The 15509-nt window shown below is 69.8% G+C and carries 13 protein-coding genes and 2 riboswitches; of the genes, 6 read left to right on the top strand and 7 right to left on the bottom strand.

The annotated features are described in order from the left end of the window. On the top strand, positions 1-1263 hold a 1263-nt coding region (locus tag AB0H93_RS25260; protein ID WP_358575616.1), incomplete at its 5' end, for a DUF222 domain-containing protein. A gap of 23 nt (positions 1264-1286) precedes the next feature. Here the strand turns inward: AB0H93_RS25260 and AB0H93_RS25255 are convergent. Both AB0H93_RS25255 and AB0H93_RS25250 read right to left on the bottom strand, forming a co-directional pair. Beyond that, complete coding sequence (locus AB0H93_RS25255; protein ID WP_358575614.1) at positions 1287-2453, bottom strand: FAD-dependent oxidoreductase; 1167 nt, start codon at positions 2451-2453, stop codon at positions 1287-1289. After that, complete coding sequence (locus tag AB0H93_RS25250) at positions 2450-2764, bottom strand: bifunctional 3-phenylpropionate/cinnamic acid dioxygenase ferredoxin subunit (protein WP_093261410.1); 315 nt, start codon at positions 2762-2764, stop codon at positions 2450-2452. Before AB0H93_RS25250 ends, AB0H93_RS25255 begins: the two co-directional genes overlap by 4 nt. 282 nt (positions 2765-3046) lie before the next feature. Between AB0H93_RS25250 and AB0H93_RS25245 the strand changes: the two genes are divergently transcribed. Both AB0H93_RS25245 and AB0H93_RS25240 read left to right on the top strand, forming a co-directional pair. Further along, positions 3047-5485: an FAD-dependent oxidoreductase gene (locus AB0H93_RS25245; protein ID WP_358575613.1), complete on the top strand. Its 2439-nt coding sequence runs from the start codon at positions 3047-3049 to the stop codon at positions 5483-5485. Between the two features lie 10 nt (positions 5486-5495). Next, positions 5496-6617 (top strand): aromatic ring-hydroxylating dioxygenase subunit alpha, encoded by a 1122-nt coding sequence (locus tag AB0H93_RS25240; protein WP_358575611.1) that lies wholly within the window; start codon positions 5496-5498, stop codon positions 6615-6617. Between the two features lies 1 nt (position 6618). Here the strand turns inward: AB0H93_RS25240 and AB0H93_RS25235 are convergent, their stop codons facing one another. Next, entirely contained in the window at positions 6619-7266 is a 648-nt protein-coding gene (locus AB0H93_RS25235; RefSeq protein ID WP_358575610.1) for a DedA family protein, read from the bottom strand. A 99-nt stretch (positions 7267-7365) separates the two neighbouring features. Between AB0H93_RS25235 and AB0H93_RS25230 the strand changes: the two genes are divergently transcribed. Continuing rightward, positions 7366-8520: a histidine kinase gene (locus AB0H93_RS25230; RefSeq protein ID WP_358575609.1), complete on the top strand. Its 1155-nt coding sequence runs from the start codon at positions 7366-7368 to the stop codon at positions 8518-8520. Then, entirely contained in the window at positions 8511-9152 is a 642-nt protein-coding gene (locus AB0H93_RS25225; protein WP_358575608.1) for a response regulator transcription factor, read from the top strand. Before AB0H93_RS25230 ends, AB0H93_RS25225 begins: the two co-directional genes overlap by 10 nt. A gap of 8 nt (positions 9153-9160) precedes the next feature. Here AB0H93_RS25225 and AB0H93_RS25220 read toward each other — a convergent pair whose 3' ends face one another. The 4 genes from AB0H93_RS25220 to AB0H93_RS25205 all read right to left on the bottom strand — a co-directional run bounded on the left by AB0H93_RS25220 (position 9161) and on the right by AB0H93_RS25205 (position 14182). Then, positions 9161-10543, bottom strand: a complete 1383-nt coding sequence (locus tag AB0H93_RS25220) for an amino acid permease (protein ID WP_358575607.1) — start codon at positions 10541-10543, stop codon at positions 9161-9163. 210 nt (positions 10544-10753) lie between these two features. Further along, positions 10754-12034 carry a serine hydroxymethyltransferase gene (gene glyA, locus AB0H93_RS25215; RefSeq protein WP_358575606.1) on the bottom strand — a complete coding sequence of 427 codons (1281 nt, stop codon included), beginning with the start codon at positions 12032-12034 and terminating at the stop codon, positions 10754-10756. A 25-nt stretch (positions 12035-12059) separates the two neighbouring features. Beyond that, positions 12060-13163: a glycine cleavage system aminomethyltransferase GcvT gene (gene gcvT, locus AB0H93_RS25210; RefSeq protein WP_358575605.1), complete on the bottom strand. Its 1104-nt coding sequence runs from the start codon at positions 13161-13163 to the stop codon at positions 12060-12062. Between the two features lie 115 nt (positions 13164-13278). Further along, positions 13279-13379, bottom strand: a riboswitch (glycine riboswitch). Then, a riboswitch (glycine riboswitch) is annotated at positions 13380-13479 on the bottom strand. It abuts the riboswitch before it with no gap. Between the two features lie 76 nt (positions 13480-13555). After that, positions 13556-14182 carry a TetR/AcrR family transcriptional regulator gene (locus AB0H93_RS25205; protein ID WP_358575604.1) on the bottom strand — a complete coding sequence of 209 codons (627 nt, stop codon included), beginning with the start codon at positions 14180-14182 and terminating at the stop codon, positions 13556-13558. A 101-nt stretch (positions 14183-14283) separates the two neighbouring features. Between AB0H93_RS25205 and AB0H93_RS25200 the strand changes: the two genes are divergently transcribed. Beyond that, the gene (locus AB0H93_RS25200) at positions 14284-15462 is read left to right on the top strand and encodes an acyl-CoA dehydrogenase family protein (protein WP_358575603.1); all 1179 of its coding nucleotides are present in this window, start codon (positions 14284-14286) and stop codon (positions 15460-15462) included. The last annotated feature ends 47 nt before the right edge of the window (positions 15463-15509 follow it).

Here is a 15509-nt window from a genome sequence, read left to right as displayed (position 1 = left end):
ACCCGCATCCAAGAACTGGAGAAGGAGATGCGGGTGCTGCTGTGGGAGCAACTGCAATACATCGCCGAAGCCGACCACCGCGCCATCCACACCGACACCACCGCCCGATCACTGCAGGTCTGGTTGCAAGGACTGCTCAACATCGACCCGCGTGACGCGAAAACCCGCGTCACAGTCGCCCGCAACATCGAAGACCGGCAAACCTTCCACGGCGAGCTCATGCCTCCTGACCTCCCTGACACGGCAGCCGCTTTGGCTGAGGGTGCGATCGGGCTGGACCACGCGCGTGTCATCGTCAACGGAATCCGACGCCTGCCCGACTACGTCCGCTGCCACCAGGTCGCCGAGGTCGAATCAACTCTCGCCGGGTTTGCGCGGACGATGTCGCCGAGGGAGTTGGAGAAACTCGCCGAACGCATCCGCTACCTGCTCGACCAAGACGGCGCCTACCGCGACGAAGAAGCCCAACACGAGGCAAGGGAGTTGTACTACGCGACCACCCGGGACGGGATGACCGTCATCAAAGCGAAGCTGGACCGTGAAACCGGGGCGAAGTTCGCCGCGCTCATGCAACCCCTCGCCGCGCCCCGACCCGAGATCGACGGAGAGAAGGACCCGCGCACGGTGGGGCAGCGGAACGCCGACGGGTTCGCCGCATTGCTGGATCTGGCGCTGGACCACGACGGAATGCCGCGCACCAGTGGACAGCGGCCGCAGATGACCATCGCGATCGACTTCGACGACTTGAAGCAGGGCCTCGGGCTCGCCGACGAGGACCGCATGCCCGGCACACTGAACACCGAACGCGCCATCACCGCCCAGAACGCACGCAGGATCGCCTGCGACGCCGAAATCCTGCCGATCGTCCTCGACGGTGACAGTCTCCCGTTGGATGTGGGCAGGGCGAAACGAACCGCGCCCACGCACATTCGAGCCGCGTTGCTTCGGCGCGATGGGGTGTGCGCGTTCCCGGGATGCGACCGGCCGCCGGGGACACCGGAAGCACACCACGTCCAACACTGGGCCGACGGTGGTGCCACTGACTTGGCCAACATGGTCATGCTCTGCGGTCACCACCACCGCACACTCCACAACCAACGCTGGGACATCGCCATGCGCGACGGGCGGCCCGAGTTCATCCCACCATCCACAGTGGACCCCAGGCGAATACCACGACCAGGCGGCAGAGCGCTACCCGCCCAACACCGCGAGTACCTCCGGGAGCTCATCCCCGCACCACGGGGCCCGGCGGGCGATTCGTGACGCCCGGATGTGGCGGTGTGAGGTCAGCCGACCGGTGTTGTGGGTTTTGCGGTTAGTTTTCTGCGGTGTTTGGTGAACAGCTTCGGGTTGTTCATCGCTAGGAATGCCGTGGTTTCGTTCGCTCGGTGGAACCGGGCTACGAAGCGGCGGTCGTCCGGTGCTCCGTCGACTATTTCCACTTCGTCCTTCGGGCTCGTGTGGCCCGCGAACTGGATTCGTACTCCGTACTGCTCCGACCAGAAGTACGGCACCGTCGTGAAGTTCCGCGCCGTGCGTCCTGCGAGGAGGTTGTGGATCGCCGTTGCCGGTTGTTCCAGCGCCGTTGTCCAGTGCTCGAACCGTTGCGCTCCGTTCGGCGAGCCGTAGCTGGCCACGTCGCCGACCGCCACCACGTTCGGCAGGTTCGTGACTCCGCCTGCGTCGCACTGCACGCCGTTCGACACCGTCACGCCCGAGCCGTGCAGCCAGTCGGTGTTCGGACGGGCTCCGATGCCGATCACCACCACATCGGCCGGGAGGACGGTGCCGTCCGTCAGCTCGACCGCCGTGACCCGGTGCTCCCCGTGCAGCCGCTCGACGCCTGCTCCGCAGAGCAGTCGCACGTCGTGGTCCGCGTGCAGGGCTGCGCACACCGCGCCCAGTTCCGGGCCCACGACGTGCGCGAGCGGGACTTCGAGCGCCTCCACCACCGTCACTCCGAGGCCGAGCATTCGGCAGGTCGATGCCACTTCGGCGCCCACGAACCCGGCGCCGACGATCACCGCTCGCGCTCCCGGGCGCAGGTCGTCGCGCAGGGCGATCGCGTCGTCGAGGGTGCGCAGCGTGTGCACTCCTGCTGGCGTTGCGGGCAGCGTCCTCGGGGTTGCGCCGGTTGCGATCACCACCCCGTCCGCCCGGCAGCGGGTGCCGTCGTCCAGTTCGATCGCACCGTCCGCCGTCGACAGGGCGACTGCGCGGCGGCCCAGGCGCCAGGTCGCGTCCACTTCGGCGAGGTCCGGTTCCTCCGCCAGCGCGAGGTCGCTCGCTTCTTGCTTTCCGGCGAGGAAGTCCTTCGACAGCGGCGGTCGGTCGTACGGCCGGTGCGGTTCGTCTCCGATCAGCTCCATCCGGCCCTCGAAGCCCTGCGCGCGCAGTTCCTGCGCCGCTCGCCAGCCTGCCAGGGACGCGCCGACGATCGCGACCGCCCTCATGCGACTTCCTGCGCTTCGGTCTCGACGTAGATCGTTCCGTCCGCGACCTGCACCGGGTACGTCCGCACCGGGCGCTTCGCCGGCAGACCGCACGGCAGGCCCGTGCGCAGGTCGAACGCCGCCGCGTGCAGCGGGCACTCGACCCGGCAGTCCTCCACCCAGCCCTCCGCCAGCGAGGCGTCCTGGTGGGTGCAGGTGTCGTCGATGGCGTAGAGGTCGCCTTCCACGTTGAACACCGCGATCGGGACGTGCGCCTCGATGCGGACGGACTCGCCGGGCGGCAGATCGGACACTCGGCAGGCTTCGAACATCTTGGACCTCCGTTGCGCTATCCAGAACACGGAGTGCGATGCGCAACAATGTGCGGCTTCGGTCCCGGGCTCGTCAAGGGGTTCGGTCGGCACATCGTGCGCGGCCTCCATTCGTGTTACACGGCCGAAAAACCCGTCGCGCGCTCTTGACGGCCCCCGGCGCTACCGGCGACGGTGTTGCTCTCATCGAAACTTGGCGCGCATAGCGCAACAAAATCCCTGCTGCTTCTTGAGCCGGTGACCCCGTGCTGCCGGCTTCGACGCACCCACCCAGGAGGCCTCATGGGCAACCAACCCCGCGTGGTCGTCATCGGAGCCGGAATCGTCGGCTGCTCGCTGGCCGACGAGCTCACCGAACGCGGCTGGACCGACGTCACCGTCCTCGAACAGGGCCCGCTGTTCGCCACCGGCGGCTCCACCTCGCACGCCCCCGGCCTGGTGTTCCAGGCCAACCCGTGCCGGACCATGACCCGGTTCGCGGCCTACACCGCCGCCAAGTACCGCAGTCTCGACCTCGACGGCGAGTGGTGCTTCCGGCAGCTCGGCGGGCTCGAGGTGGCCGGTTCCGCGGCGCGCTGGGACGAGGTCGAGCGGCGGCACGGCTGGCTCACCTCGTGGGGCGTCGAGAGCCACCTGATCGGCCCCGACGAGTGCGCCGAGCTGCACCCGCTGGTCGATCCGGCGCGGATCCGGGGCGGGCTGCACATTCCCACCGACGGGCTGGCCAAGCCGGTGCGCGCCGCCGAAGCGCAGGCGCGGCGTGCGATCGTTCGGGGCGCGCGGTTCCTGCCCGGGCAGCGCGTCGTTTCCGTCGAGCGCGGCGGCGGGCGGGTGACCGCCGTCGTGACCGAGCAGGACCGGTTTCCCGCCGATGTCGTCATCTCCTGTGTCGGCATGTGGGGGCCTCGCATCGGTGCGCTGGTGGATCTCGACGTCCCGCTCGTGCCGATGGCGCACCAGTACGCCAAGACCGGGCCGGTCGCTGCCATCGCCGGGCGCAACGACGAGCGGACCGAGGCCGGGCTGCCGATCCTGCGGCACCAGGACGGCGACCTCTACTTCCGGGAGCACGTCGACCGCATCGGCATCGGCTACTACGGGCACCGCCCCCTGCCGATCGACGCCGCCGACATCCGCGCCCCCGGCCAGACCGCTGAGATGCCGTCGATCGAGCCGTTCACCGCCGGCGACTTCCGGCCCGGCTGGGAGGAGGCCGTTTCGCTGCTGCCCGCGCTGGCCGGCACCGAGGTCGCCGAAGGGATCAACGGCCTGTTCTCCTTCACCCCGGACGGGATGCCGTTGCTCGGCGAGCATCCCGACCTGCGCGGGTTCTGGCTGGCCGAGGCCGTGTGGATCACGCACTCCGCCGGGGTCGCCCGGGCGATGGCGCAGTGGCTCGTCGACGGGCAGCCCGCGGAGTCCCTGCACTCGTGCGATCTCAACCGGTTCGAACCCGCGCAGCGCAGCCCCGAATACGTGCACGCGCGCAGTTGCCGCAGCTTCGTCGAGGTCTACGACATCCTGCACCCGCTCGAACCCGGGCAGGAGCCCCGGCCGATGCGGACGAGCCCGTTCTACGAGCGGCAGCAGGAGCTCGGCGCCGAGTTCCTCGAAGCCGCCGGGTGGGAACGCCCGCACTGGTACGCGGCCAACGCCGGGCTGCCGGAGGTCGAGGAGGTGCCCGGTCGTGGGGGCTGGGCCTCGCGGTTCTGGTCGCCGAGCGCCGGGGCCGAGGCCCTGGTCACCCGCAAGCGCGTCGCGCTGTTCGACATGACCCCGCTCAAGCGGCTGGAGGTGACCGGCCCCGGGGCGCTGGAATTCCTGCAGTGGCTGACCACCAACCAGCTCGCGAAGAAACCCGGTTCGGTCACCTACACCCTGTCCCTGGACGCCGCCGGCGGGGTGCGCAGCGACCTCACCGTGGCCCGGCTGTCCGAGCAGCGCTTCCAGGTCGGCGCCAACGGGAACCTCGACCTGGCCTGGATGCGGCGGCAGCTGCCCGACGACGGCCGGGTGCAGGTCCGGGACATCACCGGCGGGACCTGCTGCATCGGCGTGTGGGGCCCGCTCGCGCGCGCCCTCGTGCAGCCGCTGACCAGCACCGACTTCTCGCACGAGGGCTTCGGCTTCTTCAAGAACAAGCGTGCGTTCGTCGGCGGCGTTCCGGTGACCGCGATGCGCCTGTCCTACGTGGGCGAGCTCGGTTGGGAGCTGTACACCGACGCCGACCAGGGGCGCAGGCTCTGGGACGCGCTGTGGGACGCCGGGCAGCAGCACGGGATCATCGCCGCCGGTCGCAGCGCCTTCAACAGCCTGCGGCTGGAGAAGGGCTACCGGTCGTGGGGCGCGGACATGACCACCGAGCACGATCCGTTCGAGGCAGGTGTCGGGTTCGCCGTCCGGATGGACAAGGACTTCCTCGGCCGCGAGGCGCTGCAGCGGCGCGAGCCCCGCCGCCGGCTGAGCCCGTTGTTGATCAAGGACCGGGAGACCGTGGTCATGGGGGCCGAGCCCGTTCATGCCGACGGCGCTCCGGTCGGCTACGTCACCAGCGCGGCCTACGGCTACAGCATCGGCGAGAGCATCGCGTACGCCTGGCTGCCCGGCTCGCTCGCCGTGCCCGGCAACGCCGTGGAGATCGAGTACTTCGGTGAGAAGGTGCCCGCGGTGGTCGCCGAGGAGCCGCTGTTCGACCCAGAGATGAAGCGTCTGCGCAGCTGAAAGGGACACCATGACGACCACGGACCAGGAGTCCAGCCTCATCTCCACGCTGCCCGGCCACTACTACACCGACCCCGAGCTGTTCGCGCTGGAGCAGGACCGGATCTTCGGCGCGATGTGGTTCTGCGCCGTGCGCGCCGCCGACCTCGCCGCGGCCGGGCAGTTCCAGACCGTCCAGGTGGGACGGGAGAGCGTGCTGATCGCCAGGGGCCGCGACGGCGCCCTGCGGGCGTTCCTGAACATCTGCCGCCACCGCGGCGCGCGGCTGTGCGTCGCGGACGCCGGGCAGGTGAAGCGGTCCTTCCAATGTCCTTACCACGCCTGGACTTACGGCACCGACGGCAAGCTGATCGCGGCGCCGAACCTCACCTCGATGCCGGACGTCGACCGGACGCGGTACGGGCTGATCCCGGTCGCGCTGCGCGAATGGCTCGGCTACGCGTGGGTCTGCCTGGCAGACGAACCGCCGTCGTTCGAGGACACCGTGATCGAGGCCGTCTCCGGGAGGCTCGGCGGCGACGACGTGATCGGCGGCTACGGCGTCGACGGGCTCGCGCTCGGCCGCCGGATCAGCTACGACGTGCGGGCCAACTGGAAGCTGATCATCGAGAACTTCATGGAGTGCTACCACTGCGCGACGATCCACCCGGAGCTCACCGAGGTCCTGCCGGAGTTCGCCGACGGCTACGCCGCCCAGTACTACGTCGGCCACGGCGCCGAGTTCGGCTCGGACGTCGAGGGGTTCACGGTGGACGGCAGCGGCGGGTTCGGGCGGCTGGACGGCGTCGGCGACGAGCACGACCGGCGGTACTACGCGATCACGGTCCGGCCCCAGGTCTTCCTGAACCTGGTGCCGGACCACGTGATCGTGCACCGGATGTTCCCGCTCGCGGCCGACCGCACGCTCGTCGAGTGCGACTGGCTGTACGCGCCGGAGGTGGTCGAGCAGGGCCACGACGTGTCGCGCTCGGTCGAGCTCTTCCACCGGGTCAACCAGCAGGATTTCGACGCCTGCGAGCGCTGCCAGCCGGCGATGAGCTCCCGCGCCTATGCGAGCGGTGGCGTGCTGGTGCCCTCGGAACACCACATCGGCGAGTTCCACGAGTGGCTGCGCGCCGAGCTCGAACCGTGAGTCACGCCCGGGCCTTGCGCATCCGGACGACCCGCGCGGCCACGAACCAGACGACCGCGACGACCACCGCGACGACGACGACCTTCTGGAAGATCCCCACGTAGGACTCGACGATCCACCAGCTCTGCCCGAGCAGGTAGCCGGCGAGCACCAGCGCGGTGTTCCAGATCAGGCTGCCGAGCGCGGTCAGCACCAGGAAGGCCGGCATCGGCATCCGCTCCACCCCGGCGGGCAGCGAGATGAAGCTGCGGAAGATCGGCACCATCCGGCCCAGGAACACCGCTTTCGTGCCGTGCCGGGCGAACCACGCCTCGGTCCGGTCCACATCGGACACCTTGACCAGCGGCAGCTTCGCCGCGATCGTGCGGGTGCGGTCGCGGCCCAGCCACGCGCCGAGGTAGTACAGCACGACCGCGCCGGCCAGCGAGCCGAGCGTGGTCCACAGGATCGCGCCGAGCAGGCTCATCGTGCCCCGGCTCGCGGCGAATCCGGCCAGCGGCAGGATCACCTCGCTGGGGATGGGCGGGAACAGGTTCTCCAGTGCCACCGCCAGCCCCGCGCCGGGGCCGCCGATGGTTTCCATGAGCCCGGTGATCCAGCCGACCAGTCCATCGGTCTGGGCGGTGCCGGGCTGCGCGAGGACGTTCATGATCCGAACGCTAGGAATCCGCGGCACCGCGCGGAATGCGGTTTCCCGGCGACTCACCTGTGGAAAACCGCAGGTTGCCGCCGTGGCTAGGCTCGGATCATGCGTCGATGGCTGCGAGTGCTCCTCGGCGTCGTGCTCGGTGCGGGCACGGCGCTGGCCGAACTCGTCTTCGTGCTGTCGGCCGGTCTGGCGCTGACCGCACTGCTGATCTTGCCCCGGCTGCGATCCCGGGTCGCCTCGCTGTCGTTCGCCGGCGCGCGGGCGCTGACCGAACTCGAACGGTGGCGCCTGGCGAAGTACCTGGACAGCAGCCATGCAGGCCGACCCGGCGGCGCTCGGGCGCTGCGGTACCTGGCGGTCCGCTGCGCGGTCGGGCTGCTCGGTGGCATCGTGCTCTTCCTGATCGCCTACGGCGCGGTCGGCATGCTGGTCGAACTCGTCGAGCTCTGGACCACCGTCGGGGATCCGCTGGAAGGCCGTTCCGGCACCGAGAAGTTCTGGCTCACGGTCTACCTGATCGTTTTCTGCTCGGTGCTCGGTTTCCTGGCGTTGACCGGGCTCGCTGGCGTCGCGGTCATGGACCGCGCGCTCGGCGAGCGGTTCCTGGAACCGGACCGGGCCGAGCAGCTCCGGCAACGGGTCGAACAGCTCTCCACCACGCGCTCCGATGTGGTCGCCGCGATCCACGAGGAACGCCGCCGCATCGAACGCGACCTGCACGACGGCGTGCAGCAGCGGCTGGTGGCGCTGGGCATGCTGATCGGCCGGGCCCGGCGCGCCGGCGACGGCGACCGGGCCGCCGACCTGCTGCGCCAGGCGCACGAGGAATCCCAGGAAATACTCCGGGATTTCCGCGATGTCGCGTGGCGGGTCTACCCGGCCGCGCTGGACGCCGGGGGCCTGCACCCGGCCCTGGCGGCGCTGGTGGAGCGCGCCGGGATGCCGGTCGAGCTGCGGTACGAGGTGGCGCAGCGGCCGGCCGTGGAGGTCGAAGCCGTGGCGTACTTCGTGGTTTCGGAGGCCGTGACGAACGCGGCCAAGCACTCGGGCGCGGGTATCGTCACCGTCCGGGTCGAACGGGAAGAGGGGTGGCTCGTGGTTCGGGTGGACGACGACGGTGCCGGCGGCGCATCGGTGCGCGGTGCCGGGCTTTCCGGCCTGGCCCGGCGCGTCGCGGCGCTGGACGGGAAGTTCACAGTGGACAGTCCCGTCGGCGGCCCGACGACGATCGTCGCGGAGCTGCCGTGCGGGTGATCCTGGCCGACGATTCCACCCTGCTGCGCGAAGGCCTGGTGCGCCTGCTGGCGGAGGAGGGGCACGACGTGGTGGCCGCCGTCGGGGACGCGCCGAGCCTCCTCTCGGAGGTGGCGGCGTGGCAGCCGGACGTGGCCGTCGTCGACGTCCGGATGCCGCCCACGCACACCGACGACGGCCTGCGCGCCGCGCTGGAGATCCGGCGCCGGTTCCCCGCCGTCGGCGTGCTGGTGCTCTCGCAGTACGTGGAGAAGCGCTACGCGGTCGAGCTGCTCACCGGCGACACCGCGCGGGTCGGCTACCTGCTCAAGGACCGGGTGGTGCAGGTCGACGAGTTCCTCGACGCCCTCCAGCGGGTGGCCGACGGGGGAGTGGCGTTCGACCCGGAGGTGGTGCGGCGCCTGCTGTCCGGCAGCGACCGCGATCCGCAGTCGCTGCTGACGCCCCGCGAACGGGACGTCCTCGAACAGATGGCGCAGGGCCGCACCAACGCCGGCATCGCCGCGCACCTGCACATCTCGCAGAGCGCGGTGGAGAAGCACGCGAACGCGATCTTCGACAAGCTCGACCTCGCCCGCGCCACCGGCTACAGCCGCCGGGTCCTCGCCGTCCTGCACTACCTGGAATCCTGATCAGGCGTTCACCTGTTCGCGGACTCCTGCTGCGGCTGCTTGTTGCGCACCGCGAGGTAGCCGATCACCATCGCGATCGCGAGCACCGGGGTGATGTACAGCGCGATCCGGGTCTCGGCGTCGAAGGCCAGCAGCACCACGACGAACGCGAGGAAGGCCAGCACGACGTAGTTGGAGTACGGGGCGAGCGGCATCCGGAACGGGCCGGCCGGGAGTTCGCCCCGGGCGACCTTGCGCCGGTAGACCAGGTGCGCGATCACGATCATGCCCCAGGTGAAGATGGCGCCGGCGGTGCTGGCGCTGGTGATGTAGGTGAACGCCTGCTCCGGCACGAAGTAGTTGAGCACCACGCCGATCAGCATCGCGCAGAACGTGATCCCGATGGCCCGCGCGGGCACCGCCCGGCCGCTGAGACGTCCCACCGAGCGCGGCGCCTGGCGGTCCTCCGACAGGGTGCGCAGCATCCGCGCGGTGGAGTAGATGCCGCTGTTGCAGGACGACAGCGCGGCGGTGGTCACCACGAAGTTGATCACGCCGGCGGCGGCCGGGATGCCGATCAGGGTGAAGGCGTGCACGAACGGGCTGCCGGTGGTCGGGAACTGGTTCCACGGCACCAGCGCGGTCAGGGCGATCAGCGCGCCGACGTAGAAGATCAGGATCCGCCACATCACCGAGTTGATGGCCCGCGGCAGGACCTTCTGCGGGTTCTTGCTCTCGCTGGCGGTCTGGCCGACCATCTCCACGCCGACGAAGGCGAACATGACGATCTGGAACGCCAGCAGCGACGACGCCGCGCCGTTGGGGAACAACCCGCCTTGGGACCAGATGTTGCTCAGCGACGCGGTGTCCCCGAGGTCGCTGAAGCCGAACACCAGGATCGCGGCGGCGAGCACGATCAGGCCGATGATGGCCAGCACCTTGATCAGGGCGAACCAGAACTCGAACTCGCCGAAGAGCTTCACCGCGATCAGGTTCACGCCGGAGAGCACGATCAGCGCTCCCAGGGCGGGGATCCACTGCGGCACGTGGGGGAACCAGAACTGGAAGTACTCGCCGACCGCGGTGATCTCGGCCATGCCGGTGACGATCCACACCAGCCAGTAGCCCCAGCCCACCGCGAACTTGGCCCACGGGCCCACGAACTCGCCCGCGTACTCCGCGAACGACCCGCTCACCGGGCGGTACATCAGCAGCTCGCCGAGCGCCCGCATCACGAAGAAGATCATCAGCCCGGCGATCGCGTAGATCAGGATCAGGCCGGGCCCGACCTGGTGCAGCGCCTTGCCGGAGCCGAGGAACAGCCCGACCCCGATCGCCCCGCCGATCGCGATCATGTTGATGTGCCGGGTACTCAGATCCTTCCGGTACTCCTCGGCCTCTGGTTGGCTCATCGAAGCGTGACTCCTTAATCGCCAGCGTGTTTCGCTGAAACTGCGCAGATAATCCGGCATTCGGGCAGTGCTGGCAAGCGATTGGGCACAGTTGAAATCGAGCCTTTTCCCAGTTCCAACATAGTCCACTTAGGACGCAAACATGAAACGCCGCATTTCGGTCATTGCGGACCGAAATGCGGCGCTCGGGGGCTGCCCGTCGATCACATGTCAGAGGTTCGGGTACAGCGGGTGCTTGGCGGCCAGGGCCTCCACCCGCTCCCGGAGCTTCGCGCTCGCCGATTCGTCGAAGCCCGGCTTGAGGGCCTCGGCGATGACGTCGGCGACCTCGGTGAAGTCCTCCTTGCCGAAGCCGCGGGTGGCCAGCGCCGGGGTGCCGATGCGCAGCCCGGAGGTCACCATCGGCGGCCGCGGGTCGTTGGGCACCGCGTTGCGGTTGACCGTGATGCCGATCTCGTGCAGCCGGTCCTCGGCCTGCTTGCCGTCCAGCTCGGAGTCCCGCAGGTCCACCAGCACCAGGTGCACGTCGGTGCCGCCGGAGACCAGCTGCACCCCGGCCTTGGCGGCGTCGTCGGCGAGCAGCCGCTCGGCCAGGATCTGCGCGCCCTCCACGGTGCGGCGCTGCCGGTCGGCGAACTCCGGCGACGCGGCGACCTTGAACGACACCGCCTTGCCGGCGATCACGTGCTCCAGCGGCCCGCCCTGCTGGCCCGGGAACACCGCCGAGTTGAACTTCTTCGCGAACTCCGTGTCCGCCGACAGGATCACGCCACCGCGCGGACCGCCGAGCGTCTTGTGCGTGGTGGTGGTGACGACGTGGGCGTGCGGCACCGGGCTCGGGTGCAGCCCGGCGGCCACCAGGCCGGCGAAGTGCGCCATGTCGACCATCAGGTAGGCGCCGACCTCGTCGGCGATCTCCCGGAACCGCTTGAAGTCCAGCTGCCGCGGGTACGCCGACCAGCCGGCGATGATCAGCTGCGGCTTGTTCTCCCGCGCCAGCTTGGCGACCTCGTCCATGTCGACGCGGTGGTCGTCCTCGCGCACGTGGTACGGCACCACGTTGTAGAGCTTGCCGGAGAAGTTGATCCGCATGCCGTGGGTCAGGTGACCGCCGTGCGCCAGGTCCAGGCCCATGATCGTGTCACCCGGCTTGAGCAGCGCGAACATCGCAGCCGCGTTGGCCTGCGCGCCCGAGTGCGGCTGCACGTTGGCGAAGCTCGCGCCGAAGAGCTCCTTGACCCGGTCGATGGCCAGCTGCTCGATGACGTCGACGTGCTCGCAGCCGCCGTAGTAGCGGCGGCCCGGGTAGCCCTCGGCGTACTTGTTGGTCAGCACCGAGCCCTGCGCCTCGAGGACGGCCTGCGGTGCGAAGTTCTCCGAGGCGATCATCTCCAGCGTGCTCTGCTGGCGGTTGAGTTCGGCGCCGACCGCCGCCGCCACCTCGGGGTCCACCGCGGCCAGCTGGTCGTTGAACAGGTCCGGTGTCGACATGGTGTTGCCTCCTGTGTATTTCTCTTCAGGCATTGCGGCGGTAGAACGGCAGCTCGACGACCTGCACCGCGACGGCCTTGCCGCGGATGTCGACCTGCAGCTGCGTGCCGGGTTCGCTGTGGTCGCGGTCCACGTAGGCCATCCCGATCGGGTGGCCGAGCGTCGGGGAGGGGGCGCCGCTGGTCACGACGCCGATCTCGGCGCCGTCGGCGTCCAGCACGCGGTAGCCGTGCCGGGGCGCCCGGCGCTGCTCGGTGCTCAAGCCGACCAGCGTGCGCTCGGTGGGCTTCTCGGCCGCGGCGGCCAGCGCGTCCTTGCCGACGAAGTCGCCGGCCTTGTCCAGCTTGACCACCCGGCCGAGGTTGGCGTGGAAGGGCGTGAGCTCGGCGGACAGCTCGTTGCCGTACAGCGGCATGCCGGCCTCCAGCCGCAGCGTGTCGCGGCAGGACAACCCGGCGGGCTGCAGCCCGTGCTCGGCGCCGGACTCGGTCAGCGCCTGCCAGACCGCCTCGGCGTCGCCGGGCTCGGTGAACAGCTCGAAGCCGTCCTCGCCGGTGTAACCGGTGCGCGCCAGCAGCACGTCCTTGCCCGCGACCCGGCTGCGGTAGCCCGCGTAGTACTTGACCTCGGCGAGGTCGGTGTCGGTCAGCGGCGCGAGGATCGCGACCGCGTTCGGGCCCTGCACCGCGATCAGCGCGTAGTCGTCGGAGACGTCCTGGTGCTCGGCGTCGAAGCCGCCGATGCGCTCGGCCAGCTCGGCGGAGACCACGGCGGCGTTCGCCGCGTTGGCCACCACCAGGAACTCCTCGTCGCCGAGCCGGTAGACGATCAGGTCGTCGAGCACGCCACCGGCGGCGTTGCAGATCATCGTGTAGCGGGCGCGGCCGGGCTTGATCGCGGACGCGTTGGCGACCAGCGCGTAGTCCAGCGCCGCGGCGGCCTGCGGCCCGCTGATCCGGATCTCACCCATGTGGGTCAGGTCGAACAGGCCGGCGCCGGTGCGCACCGCGTTGTGCTCGGCGGTGTCGCCCGAGTAGCGCAGCGGCATCCGCCAGCCGGCGAATTCGGTGAACGTCGCCCCGAGGGCTTCGTGCACGTGGTGCAAGGGCGTCTGTCGTGGCGACGACATGGTGAGACTCCTCCTGGTGGGCGCCGGTCGGCAGTCGAGGGCCGGTCAGCTCACTGAGTCCAACCTTATCGGGGATGCCTCGACCTCGACCTGCGCGGGCTTGCGCTGGTCGGGCGGTCTCCCCGGAGTCATTGGCCTGAGAGTTTCGCCGCCCGCGAGGGGGCGGCTTGCACCGTGGGCGAGAAGCGGGCGCTTCTGCTTTTCTCCGTGTTCGCCTGGTGCCGTGCGGTGCCGGTGCCTGAGAGTTTGCTGGGGAGAATTGCTCCTTCGGCGCTCCGGTCCCGGAACGGGCCGGAGTCTCTCCCGCACGACGTCGTGGGCGCGGTATTCGGTTGTGCGAACAGGACGCTACGAACCGGCGTGACCCACGTCAACCGGGCGGGTGAGTGATCTCAGGCGGAGAGCTCGCCGTACTGCTTCTCCAGGCCGTCGACCAGGGCGGCCAGGGCCAGCTCGAAGCTGTCGGCGTCGATCTCCGCCGCGTGCTCGCGGAGCAGGTGGGCCTTGTTCAGGTGCGGGAAGCGGTCGCCGTAGAGCGCCGCGTCGTCCGGGAAGCCGCCGCTGAAGGAGCCCATCGCCGAGCCCACCACCAGGTACTTCGTCGAGGCGCCGATCATCGTGGCGTAGCGCTGCGGCCAGCCCGCCCTGGTCAGGCCGCCGTGCACCGCGTCCGCCCGGCGCAGCGCGTTCTCCCGGCGGGCCGGGCCGTAGGCCAGGAACGGGACCAGGTTCGGGTGGGCGATCAGGGCGGCCCGGTAGGAGCGCGCCCAGGTGCGGAGGCCGGTCGTCCAGTCCGCGTCGAAGCCGGAGACGTCCACCGCGGTCATCACGTCGTCGGCGATCTCGTGCAGCAGCTCGTCCTTGGTCGACACGTGGTTGTACAGCGACGCCGCGCGGACGCCGAGCCGTTCGGCCAGCCGCCGCATGGACAGCGCTTCGAGACCGTCGGCGTCGATGATCTCCAGGCCGATCCGCCGGATGCGTTCCGGCGACAGCCGGGGGGTGGTCGGTCTGGGCACGTCTTCTCCTCGTCGGATCCCTTGCGGCGGTCGCCGGGACCGCCTTAGGCTGCCACAAAACTAACGACGTTAGTTAGCTGGCCGCAGGAAAGGATCCGGCGATGGTCGACTTCTCGCTGTCCGACACAGAACGCGACATCCGCGACTGGGTGCGCAACTTCGTCCAGCGCGAACTGGTGCCGCTGGAACAGGAGGTGCTGCGCCGCGAGCGCGCCGGGGAACGCGGCCTGACCAAGGACGAGCAGCGGGAACTGCAGGACAAGGCGAAGCAGGCCGGGTTCTGGGGCGTGCAGACGCCCGAGGAGTACGGCGGCATGGGCCTGTCGGCGGTGATGACGGCGCTCATCGAGGTCGAGCTCGGCCGCACCTTCGTGCCGTTCCGCTTCGGCGGCTACGCCGACAACATCCTGTACTACGCCAACGACGACCAGAAGGAGCGCTACCTGCTCCCGACGATCGAGGGCACCCGCAAGTCGTGCTTCGCGATCACCGAGCCCGGCGCCGGCTCGGACGCCAAGAACCTGCGCACCACCGCCGTCAAGGACGGCGACGAGTGGGTCATCAACGGCGAGAAGACCTTCATCACCGGCGGCATCGACGCCGACTTCGTGATGGTCTTCGCCGTCACCGACCGGGAGAAGGGCGCCAACGGCGGCGTCACCTGCTTCCTGGCCGACCGCGACGCGGGCTGGAAGTCCGAGCCGATCGACATCATGGGCCCGTGGGAGCGGCAGCCCGCGGCGCTGGTGTTCGACAACGTGCGGGTCCCGGAGCACAACGTGCTCGGCGAGGTCGGCCACGGCTTCAAGCTCGCCATGCAGTGGATCGGCCGCGGCCGCTACCTGCTGCCCGCGCACGCCCTCGGCGCCTGCGAGCGGCTCGTCGAGATGGGCATGGAATATGCCAAGACCCGCGAGACCTTCGGCAAGCCGATCGCCGAGCGCCAGGCCATCCAGTGGATGATCGCCGACTCCGCGGTGGAGATCGAGGCGCTGCGCTGGCTCGTGCTGCAGGCGGCCTGGCAGGTCGACCAGGGCATGGACTCCCGGCACGCGCAGTCGGTGGCCAAGCTCTTCGGCGCCACCCGCGCCAACGAGATCGTGGACCGGGTCCTGCAGATGCACGGCGGCATGGGCTACACCAAGGAGCTGCCGGTCGAGCGCTGGTACCGCGACCTGCGGCTGCTGCGCATCTTCGAGGGCACCGACGAGATCCAGCGCCGCACCGTGGCGCGGAACCTGCTCAAGGGCCACGCATCGATCAGCGGCGTGCTCGGCTGATTCGTGACCGATTTGTCGGTAGCCTGGTGGTAGCCGTGACTCCGAAC

Source organism: Saccharopolyspora sp. NPDC050642, assembly GCF_040654735.1.
Lineage (GTDB): Bacteria > Actinomycetota > Actinomycetes > Mycobacteriales > Pseudonocardiaceae > Saccharopolyspora > Saccharopolyspora elongata.
This window is presented reverse-complemented; position numbering and strand designations above follow the sequence as displayed.

Excerpts from the sequence above, each read along its gene's own strand:
- AB0H93_RS25255 (WP_358575614.1), bottom strand. The coding sequence starts at position 2,453 with ATGAGGGCGGTCGCGATCGTCGGCGCGTCCCTGGCAGGCTGGCGAGCG.
- AB0H93_RS25250 (WP_093261410.1), bottom strand. The coding sequence starts at position 2,764 with ATGTTCGAAGCCTGCCGAGTGTCCGATCTGCCGCCCGGCGAGTCCGTC.
- AB0H93_RS25245 (WP_358575613.1), top strand. The coding sequence starts at position 3,047 with ATGGGCAACCAACCCCGCGTGGTCGTCATCGGAGCCGGAATCGTCGGC.
- AB0H93_RS25240 (WP_358575611.1), top strand. The coding sequence starts at position 5,496 with ATGACGACCACGGACCAGGAGTCCAGCCTCATCTCCACGCTGCCCGGC.
- AB0H93_RS25235 (WP_358575610.1), bottom strand. The coding sequence starts at position 7,266 with ATGAACGTCCTCGCGCAGCCCGGCACCGCCCAGACCGATGGACTGGTC.
- AB0H93_RS25230 (WP_358575609.1), top strand. The coding sequence starts at position 7,366 with ATGCGTCGATGGCTGCGAGTGCTCCTCGGCGTCGTGCTCGGTGCGGGC.
- AB0H93_RS25220 (WP_358575607.1), bottom strand. The coding sequence starts at position 10,543 with ATGAGCCAACCAGAGGCCGAGGAGTACCGGAAGGATCTGAGTACCCGG.
- glyA (WP_358575606.1), bottom strand. The coding sequence starts at position 12,034 with ATGTCGACACCGGACCTGTTCAACGACCAGCTGGCCGCGGTGGACCCC.
- gcvT (WP_358575605.1), bottom strand. The coding sequence starts at position 13,163 with ATGTCGTCGCCACGACAGACGCCCTTGCACCACGTGCACGAAGCCCTC.
- AB0H93_RS25200 (WP_358575603.1), top strand. The coding sequence starts at position 14,284 with ATGGTCGACTTCTCGCTGTCCGACACAGAACGCGACATCCGCGACTGG.